The sequence below is a fragment of the Flavobacterium aquiphilum genome (assembly GCF_027111335.1).
GTDB lineage: Bacteria > Bacteroidota > Bacteroidia > Flavobacteriales > Flavobacteriaceae > Flavobacterium > Flavobacterium aquiphilum.
The window spans coordinates 2,536,123-2,555,711 of the sequence record NZ_CP114288.1; the positions used below are offsets into that span (position 1 = coordinate 2,536,123).

A 19,589-nucleotide genomic window follows, 5' to 3' on the forward strand; every position below is an offset into this window, starting at 1 on the left:
TTTGATGCTAAAAAAGAAACTAATATACAGCCTTATTGCATTTGCTTTTACGGGAATAATTTTCGCCCAAAAGGACATTGAAATAAATACCCCTGGAGCGAAAAATCCGATTTTACCAGGCTGGTTTGCCGATCCTACCATTAAAAAGTTTGGTGATATTTATTATATCTATGCCACTACAGATAATGAAATGCTGGCATCTGGGGCTCCCACAGTCTGGTACAGCAAAGACTTTAAAAATTGGTATAATTATGTAATGGAGATTCCTTCTTTTTCGGCAAAAGCGATTACTAATTTTTGGGCTCCCGACATAATTGAAGGGGAGGACGGTAAATATTATCTGTATTTTGGAAACTGTGAAATAGGCTGTAATATTTATGGATATGTTTCAGATACACCTGTAGGGCCTTGGAAGAAATTAAGTGAAAATGACACACCCGTGATTTCAAATGGATTTCCAAGAGAAGGTTTCCCTTCATTGGATGCACAGTTTTTTAAAGACACTGACGGCAAAATATACGGATATTGGGGAACCTGGGTGCATTACAACGGCGGATATGCTGTGGGGGAATTAAATAAAAAGACAATGGGTGACATGATGCATTCAGTCAATATACCATTGGAACAGACGCCGGCTCCTTTTGAAGCGGCTTATATGATGAAGAAAGGTTCGAAATACATTTTGATGTATTCCGGCGCGTCCTGTCATGACGAAACCTACAATGTGCGGTATTCTTATTCGGATTCACCCTATGGGCCTTTTACTCCCGGAAAAAACAATCCGATTCTTAGCACCAATGAAGATAAAACGGTGCATGGTCCTGGACATCATTCGGTTTTGAGGGAGAATGATGATTACCACATCGTGTATCATAAGCACGATTACCCAATGACAAGAGGCGGGCTTGCGAGACAGGTCTGCATTGATAAAATGATTTTTGAAAATGATTCGACTATAAAAAAAGTGGTGCCATCGAGTAAGGGAATAGGTGATTTGTTGAAATCTGATGTCCCTGATGATATCGCTTTTATGGCAAAAACAACAGCTTCGTCATTTTATCATTTGAAATCGCTTCAGTATGATTATGAGTACAAACCTTCATTTGCCACTGATGATAACAATGCAACGATGTGGAAAGCGGCTGATAATACCACTCCTCAGCATCTGACCATCGATTTGGGTACAGCCCAAAAAATAAAAAGGATAATGACCCAATTTGAATTTGCCAGTTATTATTATCAATACAAACTGGAGTACTCTGCAGATGGAAACAAATGGAATATGTATGCTGATAAATCCAAAAACCATACAGCCGGAAGCCCAATGATTGATGATAATGACGTTACGGCACGTTATCTAAAGCTGACGGTTTTAGCCACAGAAAAAACCGGACTTTATGCTGCTGTTTGGAACATTAAAGCATACAGTTCATTGTTTGAGATTCCGCTGCAGCTGAAAAACAGAAAATCAGACAAAGATGCTGCGGTAAAAAGCTCAAAGAAATTATTGGTTGATCTTGATGCCAATAGAATTCAAGGAAATTCAATCGTTACCAGCATTGAAAACAAAGGGGCAATCGGAGGGATTTTCACTAAAAGCGGAGAGGTTTCTTTGGAAAAAAAAGACGGAATTAAGGTTTTTAATTTTGTAAACGGAGCTTTGACTTTGGATAAATCAGTACCTAAAAGTCTGGCTTGGAATGGTTCTTATACCGTGGCGGTCTGGGTTAAAAATCCCGTAGTGTCAAATGAAGGGGAAATTTTGGCATCCTGGTGCGACAGAAGGGAATTCGGTTTGGCAAATTCATACAACGCTTTGGCTTACAACAGCGGAAATTATGGTGCAGGAGTGCATTTGGATGGGCATTTTGATATGAGGTATAATAAAGTCCCGCAGGCTGATAAATGGCATCATATTGTTTTGACTTTCGATGGTGTTGTGGAGAACGTTTATGTGGATGGTGTTTTGGACAATTCGCAAAACATGCTTTTGTCATCAGCCATTGATAAAGCAAAAATCATAATTGGGGCATCAGATATCGGCGAAAATTTCTCTGGCTTTTTGGCTTCATTACGTATGTATGATTATGCCCTTAATCAGGGAGATGTAATGAACCTCATGAAGAAAACGAAGCCTCAGATCAAATAAATTATAACCAAACCATTAATCTGTTCCTGTATTAATAACTTTTTAATTTAAAAAAAATGACAATAGGTGTAGGAGGTTCATCAGTGGCAATTGAATTGAAAAAAATAGAAAACAGAATTCACAATGTGAAGTCTATTCAGCTGAATGAATATTTGGAACGGATTCAAAAAGCGGTGCGGTTAATGAAAGAGCATTCTGTGAAGGTTCTTTATCTAAACGCGGGAACCAATCTGTATTATTTTACCGGAACTCTTTGGAATGCTTCGGAGAGAATGGTGGGCGTGCTGTTGTTTGAGGATGGCTCTTTGGAATATATAGTTCCAAAATTTGAAGAAGGGACTTTCAAAAAATACATGAAAGTTCAATCGACAATTAATTGCTGGGAAGAGCATGAATCTCCTTATTTATTGATTGGTAAATTATTGGAAGATAAAAATATTAGTGACGGCTCAATTGCCATTGATGAGTCGTCACCTTATTTTTTGGCTGATGGAATTTCAAAAGCAAATAGATCATTTGATTTTATTAATGCCCAGCCAATTACTGCAGGCTGCAGAATGCATAAATCCAAAAATGAGATTGCAATAATTCAAAAAGCAAAAGACATTACAATGGAGGTGCAAAAAGCTGCCGCCAGGATATTAAGACCCGGAATCACCGTTGACGAAGTTGTGGATTTTATTAATAAAGCACACATTAAAGCGGGAATAGCTTCCGGTTCTTATTTTTGTATTGTTTTGTTTGGTGATGATACCCAATATCCTCATGGGGTTTCAGTTCCCCAGCCGTTAAAAGAAAATGAAGCTGTTATCATTGATACTGGCTGTAAACTCAAAGGATATCTTTCTGATATTACAAGATCTTATGTCTATGGTGAAGCTTCTGAAGAATATAAAACCTTTTGGAACTTGGAAAAGAAAACACAGCAGTCCGCTTTTGAAGCAGCACAGATTGGCTCTTCCTGCGGATCGGTAGATGATGCTGCCCGAAAAACATTGGCTGAGGCAGGGTTAAGTCCTGACTATGATTTACCTGGATTGCCGCATAGAGTGGGTCACGGAACCGGACTTGATATTCATGAGTTTCCTTATCTCGTTCGAGGAAGTGAAATAAAACTGCTTGAAGGAATGGTGGTAAGCAATGAACCGATGATATGTGTTCCCGGAAAATTTGGAATCCGGCATGAAGACCATTTTTACATGACTGAAAGGGAACCTAAGTGGTTTACCACTCCCATGCAGAGTGTTGATAATCCTTTTGGGTATTAATTGGTTTCTAATTTTATAAAGAACATTAACTCACTTTAGTTAATAAAACTAGCGATTATGCAGCAAAATAAAACGCTGATAGAAATTTTAACTTGCTTACTTTGCTTTGCATTTTTTGTCGGTTTTCCTAAAGAAATGAAGGAGAAAGAATTATATCTTCCTAAAAAAGTCTGGATGATTCCTGATGATAATGATTATAAAAATCCAAAGAGTGATTATAATTTTGAGCACATGGTTACTTCAGAAAACATTGCGATTTTTTGGCATAAAGATTATGGGAAGAACCCAATGTCCAATCCCGAAGAATCGGAGCGTTTCAATCCTGAAAGAATGCTGAGTGAATGTGAAAGGATATACGATATCTATGTCAATCAGCTAAAACTTGTGGAATCAGGTAATTCATTTGTAAATAAATACAAGATTTTGGTGTATGTGTTCAAAGGTGAGGAAAAGACGGCTTTTGGTGGAGGAGAGGAAGATAAAGTCGGAATTTTTTGGACACCTGCGGTTCGTGTGCATAAAGAACCTTATGGCGTTTTGGCGCATGAATTGGGACACAGTTTTCAGTATTTAAGCCACGCCGATACCGGAAAAGGCACCGATGGAGTTATTCAGGAAATGTCTGCACAATATATGCTCTGGCAGGTATATCCTGACTGGATGACTTTTGAAAATTATCATTTGGCTGATTATTTAAAAGGAACTCATTATGGATTTCTGCATCCTTATAATATGTATCATTCTCCTTATGTAATTGAATATTGGTCAGAGAAACGGGGAAAAGACTTTTTCGGAAAACTGATGCGGAATACCCAGGAAGGAGAAGATCCCGTATTGACATACAAACGCTTGAATGCACTCACACAAGAACAGTTTAATGATGAAATATTTGATGCCAGCCGAAAATTTATAACTTGGGATTTGAAAAGAATTGATTCTGTTGCCAGACAATATGCCAATAAGCATTACACCAAAGTTGATAAAATGCAAAATGGCTGGTATAAGATTGATTCAATCAATTGTCCTCAAAACTATGGCTACAATGGAATTAAGCTGAATGTTCCGCAATTTGGAACTAAAATAAAATTGAATTTTCAGGGAATTGCCGGAGCAGATGGATTTTCAAAAGTGAAAGCTGATAAAGCGGGCTGGCGTTATGGTTTTGTGGCTCAATTAAAAAATGGAGACCGGGTGTATAGTGAAACTTTCAAAAAGAGTGCTGGTAAAGCTTCTTTCACAGTTCCAAAAAATGCTGAATATTTATGGCTGGTGGTTTCCGGTGCTCCTGCTGAACATTGGCCTCGGCCTAACCGATGGGGCGAGAATCCAGACAAAACACCCGATGAGCAATGGCCTTATCAGTTTCAGTTATTTGGTACGGTTCCTGAGATTAATTAGAAGGAAAGCCGTTTAGTGTTTATCCAAAAAAATACAGATCTATTTTAAAAATATAAAAGATGAAGCAATTATTATTCTCACTGTTAACTCTGTTGTGTTTCTCAATTCAGGCGCAAGAAATGATTCGCATTGAAACGGAAAGTTCAGCTCTTGTTTTAAAAGTAGGTAAGAACAAAAAGCTTTATCAGACTTATTTTGGAACTAAGCTCAATAACAGTTCAGAGTATGAATTCATTTCGAAAGAAAACACCAAGAAATTTGTCATAAACGACGGCAATCCTTTAATCGATCTGCGTCATCTGGCTTACCCTGCTTTTGGCACAGATAATTTATTTGAACCCGCCATCCGGATAACGCACAACGACGGAAATCCTTCATCGGAATTGGAATATCAAAATCACAATTCTTCAAAAATAGATGCCAATACAACGGAAACTGTCATTCGCTTAAAAGACCCTCAGTATCCAGTATTTGTTGATCTTCACTATAAAGTTTTTTACAAGGAAAATGTAATCGAATCGTGGACAGAAATTCAGCATCAGGAAAAAAAGCCGGTGATGCTTTATAATTATGCTTCCTCAGCTTTGCATTTGGATGCCGATAAATACTGGCTGACCCAATTTTATAGTGATGTTGTCGAAGAGATGCGAATGGAAGAAAGTCAGCTTACCAGAGGAAGTAAAGTCATTGATTCAAAATTGGGAGTGCGGACCAATATGTTTGCTTCACCCAATTTTTTTCTTTCGCTTAATTCAAAGTCAAGTGAAAATACTGGCGAAGTTATTGCAGGGACTATAGCTTGGTCGGGTAACTTTAAGCATGCATTTGAGATTGATAATAATAATGAATTGCGAATCATCTCAGGCATCAATGAATTTGCTTCCGAATACAATTTGGAACCCAAAGAAATATTTAAAACACCAGCTTTTATTTATACGTTTTCCAATAATGGAAAAGGGCAGGCCAGCAGAAATCTGCACAATTGGGCAAGAAAATATGGTCTGAAAGACGGTGAAAAACCACGTCTTACTTTGCTGAATAATTGGGAGACAACTTTTTTTGACTTTGATCAGACTAAATTGGCTAATATGTTTATCGATGCCAAAACATTGGGAGTCGATATGTTTTTACTCGATGACGGCTGGTTTGGGAACAAATACCCAAGAAGCGGTTCGACTTCGGGTTTGGGAGATTGGCAGGCGACTAAAGCAAAACTTCCCGATGGGATTGGTTTTCTATTGGAACAGGCTAAAAAAACAGATGTGAAATTTGGTATTTGGATTGAACCAGAAATGATTAATGAAAAAACCGAATTGTATGAAAAGCACCCTGACTGGGTATTGAGTCTTCCAAATAGGGAAAAGAGTCTTTATAGAACACAATTGGTTCTTGATTTATGTAATCAAAAAGTGCAGGATTTTGTGTTTAAGGTGGTCGATGACATTATGCAGACACAGTCGGGTGTGGCTTTCTTTAAATGGGACTGCAATCGAATGATGACCAGTGCGTATTCCACTTATTTAAAGAACCGGCAATCCCATTTGTTTATTGACTACACCAAGGGATTGTACAAAGTTTTGGACCGGATAAAGTCGAAATACCCGGATCTGCCAATGATGCTTTGCGCCGGAGGAGGAGGCAGGTCGGATTATGGAATGCTGAATTATTTCACCGAGTTTTGGGCCAGTGATAACACCGATCCTTTTGACCGTATTTTTATCCAATGGGGATATTCCAATTTTTATCCGGCATTGGCCGTTTGCAATCACGTTACTTCTATGGGGAATCAATCCATAAAGTTTAGAACCGATGTGGCCATGATGGGAAAATTAGGGTTTGATATTCATGTTGGAGGGCTCAAGGAAGAGGAGCTGAAATATGCTCAGGAGGCAGTTGCCAATTACAAACGCTTAAGTCCGGTAATCTGGCAAGGCGATTTGTACCGATTGGTTTCCCCTAATGAGGACAGCAGGGCAGTATTGATGTATGTAAATGAAAATAAAACGAAATCGGTACTTTTTTCATATACCCTGCATCCATTGACAGATCCTAATTATGGTTTGGTTAGATTCGAAGGGCTTGATGCAAATAAGATGTATAAAGTAGAAGAAATCAATGTAATGCCAAAAGGGAAAAAGACTTTTGAAGAATCAGGAACTGTATATTCGGGTGACTTCCTGATGAAAATCGGATTGAAAGTTTCTTCTTCCCGTCAGGAAAACAGTGTAGTGCTGGAAATTACCGCTGTTGATCCTAAAGGATAAATTGTACTATTGTTTACTCCCGGTTCTGATTTATAAGTGCTAAAAATTAAAATTGAGATCGGTGCTGGGAAGGTGAAATTCCTTTTAGCTCTTTGAATTTCCGATTGAAGTTGGCAATGTCTGGGAATCCAGAAAGTTCAGCGATAGAATTGATAGAAAGGTCTTTTTCACAGTGTAGTTGGGTACGGGCTAATACGGAAACAGGATTCGTATCTTTTTCTATTTCGAATTAAGATTCACAGAACTCTATCAATAATGACTTTCTTCTTTTTAAAAATACTTGTGATGGTATTTTTAAAAAGTAAAAATTTCTTATTTCATTTATTAGCTGTAAATTTCAGTGTGTTTGCCCTCCCTTTTTTAGATCGACTATTTAGTTTTAATGTGAATTTAAATAGTAATTTGGTTTTAATAGGTTTACTAATTTGTGCTACTCAATTAAAATTGGAATTTGATGGTCAGTTATATCGTCTTTTCCAATCATATTCTAATATGAAATGGGATATCATCTTCTGAAAAGAATGTCTAAAGTAAAATGATAAGATTATTTTGATTCTTTTTTTCAAATCTGTATTTTAAAAAATTATTGCATATCTATTAAATTAAAAAAGACATTTTGGTATTAATATTTTATTCAATATTTGTATCAAAATTATTTATAAAAGTGAGTGGTGTTAATAGTTTACGTGAATTTATTCTTGATTACATTGAATTAAGTGATTTAGAATGGGAATATTGTTCAAAAGCATTTGAATTACAATCTATAAAAAAAAAAGAGGTTGTTCTTATGGAGGGAGCCGTTTGTAGAAGTATCTTTTTTGTAGTGAAGGGTTTGCTTAGAATTTATTTTATTGATCAAAATGGTGAAGAAAAGACGTTTCATTTTTCTGTCGAAAATACTTTTGCTACTGAATATGAAAGCTTTTTGAAACATATTCCATCTAGTTATTTTATTCAAGCTTTGGAAGATACAGTTGTAGTTACAATAACCTTCGAAATGCTTCAAGATTTTTATAAAAAACTTAAGAATGGTGAAAAATTAGGAAGGTTAATTGCAGAAGAATATTTTTTTTTGGTAAATGATAAAATAAGAGCTTTATACACTCAGACACCTATAGAAAGATATAAAACTATGAATGAAAAATTTCAAAATATTTTACAACGAGTACCCCAACGTTATATTGCTTCTTATTTAAATATTAGTCCTGTTCATTTAAGCAGATTAAAGCGCACAGGTTGAGTGGTGTAATAAAAATGATAACAAATGTTATTATTTATAATAATTTTAGCCTTTTAATTTGTAGCTATAAAATATATTTTATAGGAAAAAAGTGCTTTTTTAAAAAATTTAAAGCAATGCAATAAATATGATCTTTTAGTATTTTATGGTGTTTGAGATAAGCTGTGATTTATTGATATGGAATTTTAACGATTATCCACTTCTTGTTTTTTCCGATTATTGAGTTATATGTTTAATTTGATCATCCGCAGTGATTTATAATTAATAAAAGTCTGATTTTGAATAAAAAAAAGAATTTATTTGTTTTTTCCGTGAATAGTGAAAGTTAAGAAGTTTTACTTTTACATTTTAAGGAGAAAAAAGATAGGATTTAAATTGTTTCTAATTAAGAATAGCATTTTGGATAAAAATAAGTGGACTTTCAATTGTTAAAAAAGTATAGGTAGAATTTTACCACGGAGTGGCACTATAATGTAAAATTTCCAATTCATCATTTTTTATTTTGTATAGAGCGATGTTTTTAATGAGGGCCAATAAAAAGGCTTTTCGATAAAAAATCAAAAGTAATTTCTATTAAAAATATAGAGTTAGTTTGATTAATGATTGATAGTTAGGAAAATTCGTAGTCTATAGGGAAGCGCATTATATTTTGGAAGGATGATAGAATTAGAAAAAGATTATTTTACCGTTGTCTGATCAAGAAGAGAAGAAAGAATCAAAGATCCTTAGAAAACATCTGGTAGCAGTAAAAGATAGTGCAGCAGTAATGACCAAATCAATACCATTGCAAGAAGGTGGGGCCAGGAAAAAATAAAAGCAATACTGATTTTATAGCTAAAGTTTTGAAAGTGGATATAGCTTAACAGATTTGTAAAAACAAGAAAATTAATGACTAATATCTTAAACAATACTGAAAAGAATCTTTTTCGAAGCCTAGTAGAAGATGGATGAAGGAAAATTATTCGGCAGGCTTGCCATAGCAATCATTGTAAGGGTTTATGATAAAAAAAAGAGGATTAATATGTTTTATTATTTTGTTTCAGGTTAACATATTTGTTGCTTTTTAATTTGTCACAATTTTTTAAATAAACACTTGTATATACAAATAAAAAAAGGATGTTTTTTTAAGTTTAAGGACTAAGTTCTCCTTCAAAAGGAATCATTGTCACTTTTAGCTTAATAAAACTTTTCTCAAACAATCTAAATTTGATTTTGTTTATCAAATATTAGGAGTCCTATTTCTTAAAAAAAAAATCATTGAATTTCAAATAATTATTTTAAATTTTATTTTAGAATGAAGCCAGCAGTATATAAGAACATAAAAAAAATAAGAGAATTAAAAAATTTAACGCGTGAGTATGTGGCTGATGAATTAGAGATGAGTACCAGTGGTTATGGTAAAATTGAAAGAGGTGAAGTGGATTTGACAGTTTCTAAGCTTATTAAAATTGCAAAAGTGCTAAATGTAAGTATTGAGTTCATATTTAAATTTGATGTTCAAATTCTTTTTGAAGAGACTTACAATATCAAAGGGAATAATTTTATGAAAAGCACTCCTAGTAGTTGACTAAGAATCTCTTAATATAATTTTTTTTTAAAACCAAAATTGTAAAGACCCTTTTTTATTCATGAATGATTTTTAATGCAATTCTATATTTTTTTTTCGCTCTCTTGGTGTTTATCCTTGTTTTTCAGTAGATAAATTTAAATAATTTAAAATCTTATTTTTATTATAGTCTGTTGATGAATGTATTTGAGAGCTAAAGTCGTTAAATTGATTCGTAAGATCTAAAGCGTCTCTACTTAAATTTTTAGTTATTTTAATTATTTCAAAACCATGTGTTTTTAATACAACCAGTTTGTATTGGAATAACTTTAAGTAGTAGCTTATTATTAAAAATATAAAAGCAAATAATATAAACAATAGTTTTTCAAAGCTTGAAATACTATTGTTTTTGAAGCTAAATAAAAAAAAAGCAATAAAAAGTAGTAGATAGTTTAAATGTAATTTTTGTCTTTTAACAAAAGTGATTTTAATAATATTTTCAAGCTGAATTGCTTTTTTTTTGTTTTGAAGATTCAAGATAATTCTGTCTTTATGTATAGTTCCGAAATTATTTTGATAAATGATGTTCATACTTTTTATATGTTATAAAGCTCAAATCGAATAGAAAAACCTATTGATTTTCGAATTTGTAAATGTTATGGTACTACTTAGAACTTTTTTCTATTATTGGAATGATCCATAAGCTTAAATTTTACTTTTATAATTCAATTACTGGTATTTGAGTTCTACCAGTAATTGAATTTCTATAATATAAAACCTTTCTTGAATATTAAAAGGTTTTATGATTATTGATAATAAATGTCAATACATGATTTTAATCGCGTAGATTTTGTTAATCAATACTTTCAACATTTAACTTTCCCCCAAAAGTCTATCAATAATTTATAGATTTTGCCTACCCAAAGCTTTACAAAAGTAGCAATGATTTCTTTTTTTAGCGGTAATGTCAAGTTGTAATATCGCCTTGTGTGGGTTTTTGTTTCCTTCTTTAGGCGTTTGTGGGAATTTCTGATTTACAAAATGAATGTATTATTTAAATTGTAGGATTTTGATTTAAAATATCAACTTATTTTCGTAGATGTAAATTAGTATATTTCTTAACGTTTTGTGAATTCTGGTGAGGTTTTATTGATGCTTATATATATTTGTTCTATTTTTTATAAGTTTCTTAAAGTGTTTGTGCTGAATTAAAGATTATAATTAAAAAAAAATGATATAATGAACGAAATTTTACTCTATTCAAAAATTAAGAAGTATCGAGAAGACAATAATTTAACTCAAGAATATGTAGCTATTCAGATGGAGATTTCTTTGAAAGAATATCAAAAAATTGAAAATGGGAAAGTAGATATAAAATTATCAAAACTTGATAAATTAGTAAAGATTTTGGGTATAAAAAAGAGTGAAGTATTTAAACGTGATATTTAGTATATTGGTTTATGGTGGATGAGGCATTCAAATATCAAGTTTTACCATAGATAGGGGGCTTATATACGGTAAAAGACGTTGTCCTAAAAAGTGTGTAAGTTTAAAATAATGAGGTTTGACTTTTTAATTAAAGTTGAACCCTTTTTTCAAATATAGTTAAGAACTGCTTGAGGATTAATCCTCGATTTTGGATTAGCATTGACTACGGGTTCGTTTATTAGCAAAATTTTCAAAGGAAACTTTGGCAGAACCTTCGGTCGGAGTATCATAAATTTGCTTCATATCTCTGGAAAATTCCTTTTTATCCTTCCAAACTACATAAGGCGTAGAGTTACAAGTTTGATATACTGCACAGAATTGCGTTTGTGATTCTGGGAATACTTCTTTAATGGCCTGGGTGAGGCCATTTAGGTTGTTACTAGCTTTAATGTCTGGAACTTTTAAAAAAGGCCATCCAAACTATCAAAATAAAAGGCATCTAATGGATCATTTTGCTAAGCTATGATACAGATGCCGATTCTGTAATTCTTGATATGGTCGAGGTTGAAACATCAAACTTATAAATTTCTCTAATTTGTTCTTCAATGCTATTAATAATCATTTCTTTGGCATAAAGAGCGATAATTTTATTTTCCAATCCATCAACCATACTTTGACGTTTTGGAATAATCATAGGATTAAATGAGACTTGTCAGTCTCTTAGAACTTGTATCTCGGATTTTCCATAAGAAATTTTTATCTTTTTATTAGAAAACCATTGCGAGAGTTGGAAGAGGTAGCTTTTTCATGGCTTTTATATCCTAAATGCGAATCGAGTTCACCCGATAGAATAGCTTCTAATCCTCGTTTTTGTAATTGGGCTAAAAAGAGCATTCAGATCTTGATCTGTTTTGAATTGTTTTAAGAATTCATCTGATTAATAGATTATCTTTTTTCATAAGACTGTGTAAGTGAGTGAGTAACCATGGTAAAACTTTTTTAGTCGCATTTCATTTTCAAGATATATCCTAATGATTCTAATATTAAAATGTAATGACTCTTTGTAATATCTTTAACTATTGCTTTCTGTTCTGAAAATGGGCCGAATTTTAATTCTATTTTTTCCCCTACCCGATAGTTCATGATAGATATGTCTTTTTTAGTTTCGGAGTTAAGCCATTCTTTTAGTGTTTGAATTTCTGAATCTTTTACTACAGCATGTTTTTTTAACCAAAATAGATATCTTAATGCGCCTGGGGATAAAAAAACAAGATTTTTGTCTTTTTCGGCTAATTGGACAAAAACATAATGATTGAATAATGGCACTTCGACTGCTTTTTTTCTATCAGACCATTGTTGGGTTTTCTTTATCAAAGGGCAATAACAATTTATTCCAAGTTTTGTTAACTGTTCGGTTGTTTTTTTTTCCCATTTTGGTTTAGTATAAATTACGTACCATTTCATACTTCTTTTTTTATGTTTTTAACTCAATAAATTTATGGTGTCTTTATCCTAATCCAATTCCATGATAAATAAATCCAATTCCTTCTAATTCTGATTTGTTAAGGATATTTCTACCGTCGAAAATGAATGCCGGTTTGTGCATAGAGTTATAAATTTTTTGCCAGTCATATTCACAAAACTCTTCCCATTCTGTTAAAATAGCAATTGCGTGAGCTTCTTCACACGTAGTATAGGGATCATTAAAAGTATAAATGCTCTTATGTATAGTTTCGGGGCTTCTTCTTATATATTCGAGATCTTCAAGAGGTTTTTCTTTGACAACTTTTGGGTCGTAGACTGCGATTTTTGCATGTTCGTTTATTAAATCATTTGCGACATAAATTGCGGCAGATTCTCTGGTATCATTAGTGTCTTTTTTAAATGCCCAACCAAGAAAAGCGATTTTTTTATCGGCTACCGTGTTGTACAATGTTTGAACTATTTTATTTGAGAACTTTTTTTTCTGATGATCATTTATAATGATGACTTGCTCCCAATAGTCAGCAACTTCTTTTAAACCATAAGATCTTGCTATATATACTAAATTTAAAATATCCTTTTGGAAACATGATCCACCGAAACCTACTGATGCTTTGATGAATTTTGCTCCGATTCTACTGTCCATTCCTATTGCAGATGCCACTTCGTTTACATTGGCACCAGTTTTTTCACATAGTTCTGAAATTGCATTAATTGAAGATATTCGTTGCGCTAAAAAAGCATTTGCCGTTAGTTTAGATAATTCTGAAGACCATAGGTTTGTGGTAATTATTTTTTCTTTTTTGACCCAGTTGCTATAAATATCTACCAATGATTGAATTGCTTTTTGTCCTTGTTCAGTCTTATCTCCACCGATTAGCACACGATCGGGATACAATAAATCATTAATAGCGGTCCCTTCAGCAAGGAATTCAGGATTGGATAATATTTCAAATTGAACGCCATTTCCAACATTGGTAAGAATGCTTTTTATAGCTTCGGCAGTTCTGACAGGAAGAGTAGATTTTTCAACTATAATTTTATCAGTTTTCGCAACTTTAGCAATTTGCCTTGCGCACAATTCAATATATTTTAAATCTGCGGCCATTCCTTTGCCTATTCCATATGTTTTTGTGGGAGTATTGACAGAAATGAATATGATTTGGGCTTCTTCTATTGCTTTTTCAATTTCTGTTGAAAAAAATAGATTTCTATTTCTGGTTTCATCGATGATTTTACTTAGACCAGGCTCATAAATTGGTATTTTGTTCAAATTTTTATTATTCCATGCAGCAATTCGTTCTGCATTTGAATCAACTACCGTAACTTGAATATTAGGGCACTTTTGTGCAATGACAGCCATTGTTGGGCCTCCCACATATCCAGCTCCTATGCAACATATATTGTTAATTTCCATACTTTACCTTATATAATATTCATGTGTTATTTTTTACTTTAACTTATTGGATGTTATTGATTAACCCGTTTTGGTGTTAGTCATTATAGTATCTGAAATGCTTGCTTTTAATGTTTTGTAAATTTAATTTCTCTATTTATAATCCGTCTCCTTTTTAATGGTTTTAATTCCTGATTTAGGATTTATCACAACGAAAAATATTCCTCTCTGATTTTCTCTTATTCTATGTTTGTATCGAAATAAGTTGCATGTAGGATTGTCAGTAAAAACAAAAAAAGTTGATGTTTTATTGGCTTAGAATAAGTAGAATTATTGAGATCTTATCCGGTTCCTTATTTAAATATCTTTTATTTTTTTGAATAGTTATGATGTGACTATTCACGGGGAACCCTTTGTCAAAATTTATTTGAACATTGAATTATCCAGTAGTTTTTTTAGCATAATTCAGATTTATTATTTTAATACTAAATATTTTTTAACATTTAAATGCTTATGAAAATAGGAGTTACATTTAGTGCATTTGATTTGTTGCATGCAGGGCATATTAAGATGCTTGAGGAAGCAAAGCAACAATGTGATTATTTAATAGTGGGATTACAAACAGATCCCACAATAGATCGCCCCTCTAAGAACAAACCTACTCAGTCTATTGTTGAGCGATACATACAGTTGAAAGGATGCAAATTTGTCGATGAGATTGTGCCTTATTCTACTGAACGTGATTTGGAAGATATTTTACAATCTTTTCAAATTCATTTGCGTTTTTTGGGTGAAGAATATAAGGATAGAGATTTTACCGGCAGAACTTATTGTGAGGAAAAAGGAATAGCCTTTTATTTTAATACACGTGATCATCGTTTTTCGAGCAGTGGCTTGGGTAAAGAAGTCTTTCAATTGGAACTTTTAAATGAAAAAAGATGAGTACCAGTAATGAGATAGTTCATGTAGTATTGACAGGGGGTGTCGGTAGCAGACTATGGCCACTTTCGAGAAAGACTAAACCAAAGCAGTATCTGGAGTTATTCGATGGTCAGTCCTTATTGGAGAAGACCATTGCCCGTAATTTAAGTATTACAGATAAATTATTGATTGTTGGAAATATTGAAAATTATTCCCTCAGTTGCGAGGTCATGAAAAAGTTTGATACTATTCATTCTCACATTATAGAGGCTGCTCCACGTAATACAGCTGCTGCCATTGCCTTTGCTGCATTTCAATCTCAATCAGATGCTATTTTAATTGTTACTCCGTCTGATCATATTATCGAAGGAGAAGAAGCATATTTTGACGCTGTTAAGAAAGCAATTACAATTGCAAATAAAAATTATTTAGTCACTTTTGGAATTAAGCCTTCTAAAGCTGAAACTGGATATGGTTATATTGAGTTTATGGACGAGAATGTAGTGGCATTTCATGAAAAACCTACTAATGAGAAGGCTACTATGTTTTTGAATCGGGGTAACTTTTATTGGAATAGTGGTCTTTTTTGTTTTAAAGCAGGGGTATTTTTAGAGCAACTTGAAAAACATGATCCTGAGGTGTATCATAAGTCAAAATTAGCATGGGAAGCAAGTAATAATGGATTCTTAGATTATAATCTTTCGATGGAAATCCCTTCTACTAGCGTTGATTATGCCGTAATGGAGCGCAGTAAAAATATCAAGGTTGTTGCTTCTTCATTTGAATGGTCTGATTTAGGTTCATTTGAATCAGTTTATGATTATTTGGTTAAGTCTGGTCATAAAACAGATGCTAATGGTAATATTCTTATTGGAACTACCACACATACTTCATTTGTAGGTCTTAAAAATTGTCTCTTGATTTATACACTGGACGCTTTTTTGGTATTGCAAAAGGAATATTCACAGGAAGTAAAGCGGACTTATCAAGAACTTGAAGCAATAGATTCTCCCTTATTATAATTTTTTTTTACAGAATGGCATGATTAATAAAAATTCAAAAATATATGTAGCTGGCCACAATGGGATGGTTGGTCGGTCAATATGGCAAATATTAAAAGCTAATGGATATTCTAATCTTTTAGGATGTCCGAGCAATGAGTTAGATCTTAGGAACCAAAAAGCGGTTAAGGAGTATATTGAATGGAATAGGCCTGATGTAATTATCGATGCAGCCGCAAGAGTTGGAGGTATGATGGCCAATAATGATTACCCTTACCAATTTATAATGGAAAATATGCAAATCCAGAATAATCTAATTGATGCGGCTTTTAAATCTGGGGTGGGCAAGTTTATCTTTCTTGGAAGTTCTTGTATCTATCCTAGATTAGCTCCTCAGCCCTTGAAAGAAGATTATTTACTAACAGGAGCTTTGGAACCTACTAATGAACCGTATGCGATTGCAAAAATAACGGGAGTAAAGGCTTGCCAGGCCATTCGTAATCAGTTTGGGAAGGACTATGTAAGTTTAATGCCAACGAATCTTTATGGTACACATGATAATTTTGATTTGGATACGTCACACGTTTTGCCTGCAATGATCCGCAAATTTCATGACGCAAAAGTAAATAACGATAGTTTCGTTACACTTTGGGGAACAGGTTCACCGATGAGAGAATTTCTTTTTGTGGATGATCTGGCCACTGCAGTTGTTTTTGCTTTAGAAAATGAGTTGCCTTATTATTTGTATAATGTAGGTACCGGAGAAGATTTGACCATTAAATGTTTGGCCGAAACTATTCAAAAGATTGTAGGCTTCAATGGAAAAATAATATGGGACAATAGTAAACCAGATGGTACCCCACGAAAACTTATGGATATTTCAAGAATGCATACTTTGGGATGGAAACACCAAGTTAAATTGGAAGCAGGGATTCAAATAACTTACAAATGGTTTTTAGAAAATAGTGACAATTTTAAGCAGGTAAAAATAAATTAATAATAAAAAACCATATAAAGCTACTTATATAAAGATAAGTAAGCAATTATTGTAATTACAAACATTAATCATTTATTATGAATAAGATACAAAAAACAGCTTTTATTACTGGAGTTACAGGACAGGATGGTGCTTATTTAAGTGAGTTTTTGCTTAAAAAGGGCTATGTAGTTCACGGTCTAAAACGACGCTCTTCCTTGTTTAATACGGAAAGAATTGATCATTTGTATCAGGATCCTCATGTAGTTGATCGTAATTTCTTTTTGCATTACGGTGATATGACTGATAGTACAAATTTAATACGATTAATTAAAGAAATTCAGCCAGATGAAATATATAATTTGGCAGCGATGAGTCATGTTGCAGTTTCTTTTGAAACACCTGAATATACAGGTAATGCAGATGGGCTAGGGGCATTAAGGATATTGGATGCCGTTCGTTTGTTGGGGATGGAGAAAAAGACAAGGATCTACCAAGCTTCAACATCAGAATTGTACGGTAAAGTTCAAGAAGTGCCACAATCAGAGCGTACTCCTTTTTATCCGAGATCTCCTTATGCTGTGGCCAAAATGTATGCCTATTGGATGACTGTTAATTATCGGGAAGCTTACGGTATGTATGCTTGTAATGGTATTTTGTTTAATCATGAATCACCTATTCGTGGAGAAACTTTTGTAACCCGAAAAATTACAAGAGCCGCGTCTAAAATTGCTTTGGGATTACAACATAAATTATACTTAGGCAATTTGGATGCAAAAAGAGATTGGGGACATGCAAAAGATTATGTCCGAATGATGTGGATGATCTTGCAAGCGGATGAGCCGGAGGATTGGGTGATTGCTACAGGAAAGACAACTACTGTAAGAGATTTTGTTCGTATGAGTTTTGAAGAGGTAGGTATTGAATTAGAATTTAGAGGTGTTGGAATAAATGAAAGGGGATATGTTAAATCGTGTTCTAAAGTTGAGTATCAATTGCCGATTGGAAAAGAAGTTTTAGCCGTTGATCCTAAGTATTTTAGGCCAACAGAGGTAAATTTGTTAATTGGCGATCCCACTAAAGCCATGACAAAGTTGGGATGGGAATGTAAATATGACCTGGCCGCTTTAGTTAAAGATATGATGGAGTCCGACTTAAAATTGATGCAACGAGATTTTTACTTGAATGAATGTGGCTATAGCATCTTCAATTATTTTGAATAAATGACTAAAAAAATAATCCTTTTAACTAAAGTTCAATTGTGAATTTTTGTTACAGGGTTGATCATTTATCATAAACGTTTTATATAAAAAGAATGCTTTTAGGATTCACTATTCTTGTATTTTGAAGTGAGAAAAAAATGAAAAAATTGTTGTATGTAGCACCCGTTATTCTTGATTTTAAAAAATTAAATGGTGTAGCAAAAAAAGTATTAAATCATTATAAAGTATTCTGTAAGTTTTATAAAGCAGAAATGATAGCTTATGGGACAAATTGTTTGTATTATTTTCATGATGATACAATCGATGAAATCCCCCTGAAAGGATTAAACAGAAGGTTAAAATTGTATTTATTTATTAAGAGTGCCTTAATTTCAAAGGAGTATCAATGCGTTTATATACGATACCATCTTTCAGATCTTTTATTTGTTTATGTATTAAGGTTATTGAAAGAAAGAAAGGCGAAAATTGTTATTGAAATTCCCACATACCCATATAAAAAAGAATTATTAAAAAGTAAGAAAGGCTCTTTACGTTATTTTGTTGATATAAGTTCTCGTTTATTCTTAAAATTATATGTCGGACGTGTTGTTACCTATTCTGATCATGTCAATATTTTTGGTATTCAAACTATCAATACTATTAATGGGGTTATTTATGATGATTTAATTCCATCTCAAAAGTCCGTTTATTCTGAAACAGAAATCAATTTAATATCCGTATCCGTAACAATGAGTTGCCATGGTTACGATCGACTGATAGAAGGACTATATAACTACTACAAAAATAACCGAAAAATAGCCGTCTATTATCATTTAGTTGGGGATGGAATTGAAATATCTAACTATAAACGATTAGTGAAAAAATATGGATTAGAAAAGTATGTGAAATTTTATGATTTTAAAGTTGGTGATGAATTAGATGAAATTTATAACAAATCAGATATTGCAATTAATTCATTGGCAATTCACAGAATTGGTTTAAAAACAGAAAGCACCATAAAATCAAAAGAGTATGCTGCCAAAGGATTGCCAATGGTCTCTTCTTATGCTGTTGATGCTTTTTCACCAGAGGATAATGAAAAATATGTCTTAAAAATAAGTTCTGATGATTCAGCCGTTCAAGTGGACCAATTGGTTTTGTTTTACAAACAGCTATATCAAAAAGATTCAGCTAATGTGTCAGTTGATATTCGTAAAGCCTCCCAAATGAGATGTGACATGGTAAATACTTTAACGGGTATTATGAATTATTTTAATACCGGTATTTAGATTTGAAGAATTATAATTTTATAATTTCG

The 19,589-nt window shown here is 33.1% G+C and carries 18 protein-coding genes; 12 read left to right on the top strand and 6 right to left on the bottom strand.

Features of this window, described 5'->3' with window-relative positions:
- The first annotated feature begins 4 nt into the window (after positions 1–4).
- Genes OZP12_RS10440 through OZP12_RS10455 form a run of 4 tightly spaced genes read left to right on the top strand, consistent with a single transcriptional unit; the run spans position 5 to position 7,079 of the window.
- Entirely contained in the window at positions 5–2,149 is a 2,145-nt protein-coding gene (locus OZP12_RS10440) for a family 43 glycosylhydrolase (protein ID WP_281224908.1), read from the top strand.
- 56 nt (positions 2,150–2,205) lie between these two features.
- Entirely contained in the window at positions 2,206–3,417 is a 1,212-nt protein-coding gene (locus OZP12_RS10445) for a M24 family metallopeptidase (RefSeq protein WP_281224909.1), read from the top strand.
- A gap of 57 nt (positions 3,418–3,474) precedes the next feature.
- Positions 3,475–4,815 carry a DUF6055 domain-containing protein gene (locus tag OZP12_RS10450; protein ID WP_281224910.1) on the top strand — a complete coding sequence of 447 codons (1,341 nt, stop codon included), beginning with the start codon at positions 3,475–3,477 and terminating at the stop codon, positions 4,813–4,815.
- Between the two features lie 59 nt (positions 4,816–4,874).
- Positions 4,875–7,079, top strand: coding sequence for an alpha-galactosidase (locus OZP12_RS10455; RefSeq protein ID WP_281224911.1), 2,205 nt, complete (start codon positions 4,875–4,877; stop codon positions 7,077–7,079).
- Positions 7,080–7,125: 46 nt separating this feature from the next.
- Here the strand turns inward: OZP12_RS10455 and OZP12_RS10460 are convergent, their stop codons facing one another.
- Positions 7,126–7,302 carry a helix-turn-helix domain-containing protein gene (locus tag OZP12_RS10460; protein ID WP_349293579.1) on the bottom strand — a complete coding sequence of 59 codons (177 nt, stop codon included), beginning with the start codon at positions 7,300–7,302 and terminating at the stop codon, positions 7,126–7,128.
- A gap of 393 nt (positions 7,303–7,695) precedes the next feature.
- Between OZP12_RS10460 and OZP12_RS10465 the strand changes: the two genes are divergently transcribed.
- Positions 7,696–8,319 carry a Crp/Fnr family transcriptional regulator gene (locus OZP12_RS10465; RefSeq protein WP_281224912.1) on the top strand — a complete coding sequence of 208 codons (624 nt, stop codon included), beginning with the start codon at positions 7,696–7,698 and terminating at the stop codon, positions 8,317–8,319.
- A 1,294-nt stretch (positions 8,320–9,613) separates the two neighbouring features.
- Positions 9,614–9,886, top strand: a complete 273-nt coding sequence (locus OZP12_RS10470; RefSeq protein ID WP_281224913.1) for a helix-turn-helix transcriptional regulator — start codon at positions 9,614–9,616, stop codon at positions 9,884–9,886.
- A 111-nt stretch (positions 9,887–9,997) separates the two neighbouring features.
- Here the strand turns inward: OZP12_RS10470 and OZP12_RS10475 are convergent, their stop codons facing one another.
- Complete coding sequence (locus OZP12_RS10475; protein WP_281224914.1) at positions 9,998–10,456, bottom strand: hypothetical protein; 459 nt, start codon at positions 10,454–10,456, stop codon at positions 9,998–10,000.
- Positions 10,457–11,104: 648 nt separating this feature from the next.
- Between OZP12_RS10475 and OZP12_RS10480 the strand changes: the two genes are divergently transcribed.
- A complete protein-coding gene (locus tag OZP12_RS10480; protein ID WP_281224915.1) occupies positions 11,105–11,314 on the top strand; it encodes a helix-turn-helix domain-containing protein in 210 nt (69 codons plus the stop codon).
- A gap of 192 nt (positions 11,315–11,506) precedes the next feature.
- On the opposite strand, the gene OZP12_RS20625 is transcribed toward OZP12_RS10480, so the two are convergent.
- The 4 genes from OZP12_RS20625 to OZP12_RS10495 all read right to left on the bottom strand — a co-directional run bounded on the left by OZP12_RS20625 (position 11,507) and on the right by OZP12_RS10495 (position 14,192).
- Positions 11,507–11,743: a transposase gene (locus OZP12_RS20625; RefSeq protein WP_432419528.1), complete on the bottom strand. Its 237-nt coding sequence runs from the start codon at positions 11,741–11,743 to the stop codon at positions 11,507–11,509.
- A 70-nt stretch (positions 11,744–11,813) separates the two neighbouring features.
- The gene (locus tag OZP12_RS10485; protein ID WP_281224916.1) at positions 11,814–11,987 is read right to left on the bottom strand and encodes a transposase; all 174 of its coding nucleotides are present in this window, start codon (positions 11,985–11,987) and stop codon (positions 11,814–11,816) included.
- Between the two features lie 305 nt (positions 11,988–12,292).
- Positions 12,293–12,757, bottom strand: coding sequence for a UpxY family transcription antiterminator (locus tag OZP12_RS10490; protein WP_281224917.1), 465 nt, complete (start codon positions 12,755–12,757; stop codon positions 12,293–12,295).
- 43 nt (positions 12,758–12,800) lie between these two features.
- Positions 12,801–14,192 carry a nucleotide sugar dehydrogenase gene (locus OZP12_RS10495; RefSeq protein ID WP_281224918.1) on the bottom strand — a complete coding sequence of 464 codons (1,392 nt, stop codon included), beginning with the start codon at positions 14,190–14,192 and terminating at the stop codon, positions 12,801–12,803.
- Positions 14,193–14,684: 492 nt separating this feature from the next.
- On the opposite strand from OZP12_RS10495, the gene OZP12_RS10500 reads away from it, so the two are divergent.
- The 5 genes from OZP12_RS10500 (at position 14,685) to OZP12_RS10520 (ending at position 19,560) form a co-directional block, all read left to right on the top strand.
- The gene (locus OZP12_RS10500; protein ID WP_281224919.1) at positions 14,685–15,113 is read left to right on the top strand and encodes an adenylyltransferase/cytidyltransferase family protein; all 429 of its coding nucleotides are present in this window, start codon (positions 14,685–14,687) and stop codon (positions 15,111–15,113) included.
- A complete protein-coding gene (locus OZP12_RS10505; RefSeq protein WP_281224920.1) occupies positions 15,110–16,114 on the top strand; it encodes a mannose-1-phosphate guanylyltransferase in 1,005 nt (334 codons plus the stop codon). Before OZP12_RS10500 ends, OZP12_RS10505 begins: the two co-directional genes overlap by 4 nt.
- Before the next feature lie 22 nt (positions 16,115–16,136).
- The gene (locus tag OZP12_RS10510) at positions 16,137–17,090 is read left to right on the top strand and encodes a GDP-L-fucose synthase family protein (RefSeq protein ID WP_281229054.1); all 954 of its coding nucleotides are present in this window, start codon (positions 16,137–16,139) and stop codon (positions 17,088–17,090) included.
- Positions 17,091–17,167: 77 nt separating this feature from the next.
- Positions 17,168–18,292 (top strand): GDP-mannose 4,6-dehydratase, encoded by a 1,125-nt coding sequence (gmd, locus tag OZP12_RS10515; protein ID WP_281224921.1) that lies wholly within the window; start codon positions 17,168–17,170, stop codon positions 18,290–18,292.
- Between the two features lie 137 nt (positions 18,293–18,429).
- The gene (locus tag OZP12_RS10520; protein WP_281224922.1) at positions 18,430–19,560 is read left to right on the top strand and encodes a glycosyltransferase; all 1,131 of its coding nucleotides are present in this window, start codon (positions 18,430–18,432) and stop codon (positions 19,558–19,560) included.
- Positions 19,561–19,589 lie beyond the last annotated feature (29 nt).

Bases quoted from the DNA above. Each gene is read 5' to 3' on its own strand.
- OZP12_RS10505 (WP_281224920.1), top strand. From the start codon at position 15,110: ATGAGTACCAGTAATGAGATAGTTCATGTAGTATTGACAGGGGGTGTC.
- OZP12_RS10450 (WP_281224910.1), top strand. From the start codon at position 3,475: ATGCAGCAAAATAAAACGCTGATAGAAATTTTAACTTGCTTACTTTGC.
- OZP12_RS10490 (WP_281224917.1), bottom strand. From the start codon at position 12,757: ATGAAATGGTACGTAATTTATACTAAACCAAAATGGGAAAAAAAAACA.
- OZP12_RS10485 (WP_281224916.1), bottom strand. From the start codon at position 11,987: ATGATTATTCCAAAACGTCAAAGTATGGTTGATGGATTGGAAAATAAA.
- OZP12_RS10440 (WP_281224908.1), top strand. From the start codon at position 5: ATGCTAAAAAAGAAACTAATATACAGCCTTATTGCATTTGCTTTTACG.
- OZP12_RS10520 (WP_281224922.1), top strand. From the start codon at position 18,430: ATGAAAAAATTGTTGTATGTAGCACCCGTTATTCTTGATTTTAAAAAA.
- OZP12_RS10475 (WP_281224914.1), bottom strand. From the start codon at position 10,456: ATGAACATCATTTATCAAAATAATTTCGGAACTATACATAAAGACAGA.
- OZP12_RS10495 (WP_281224918.1), bottom strand. From the start codon at position 14,192: ATGGAAATTAACAATATATGTTGCATAGGAGCTGGATATGTGGGAGGC.
- OZP12_RS10445 (WP_281224909.1), top strand. From the start codon at position 2,206: ATGACAATAGGTGTAGGAGGTTCATCAGTGGCAATTGAATTGAAAAAA.
- gmd (WP_281224921.1), top strand. From the start codon at position 17,168: ATGAATAAGATACAAAAAACAGCTTTTATTACTGGAGTTACAGGACAG.
- OZP12_RS10470 (WP_281224913.1), top strand. From the start codon at position 9,614: ATGAAGCCAGCAGTATATAAGAACATAAAAAAAATAAGAGAATTAAAA.
- OZP12_RS10455 (WP_281224911.1), top strand. From the start codon at position 4,875: ATGAAGCAATTATTATTCTCACTGTTAACTCTGTTGTGTTTCTCAATT.
- OZP12_RS10500 (WP_281224919.1), top strand. From the start codon at position 14,685: ATGAAAATAGGAGTTACATTTAGTGCATTTGATTTGTTGCATGCAGGG.
- OZP12_RS10480 (WP_281224915.1), top strand. From the start codon at position 11,105: ATGAACGAAATTTTACTCTATTCAAAAATTAAGAAGTATCGAGAAGAC.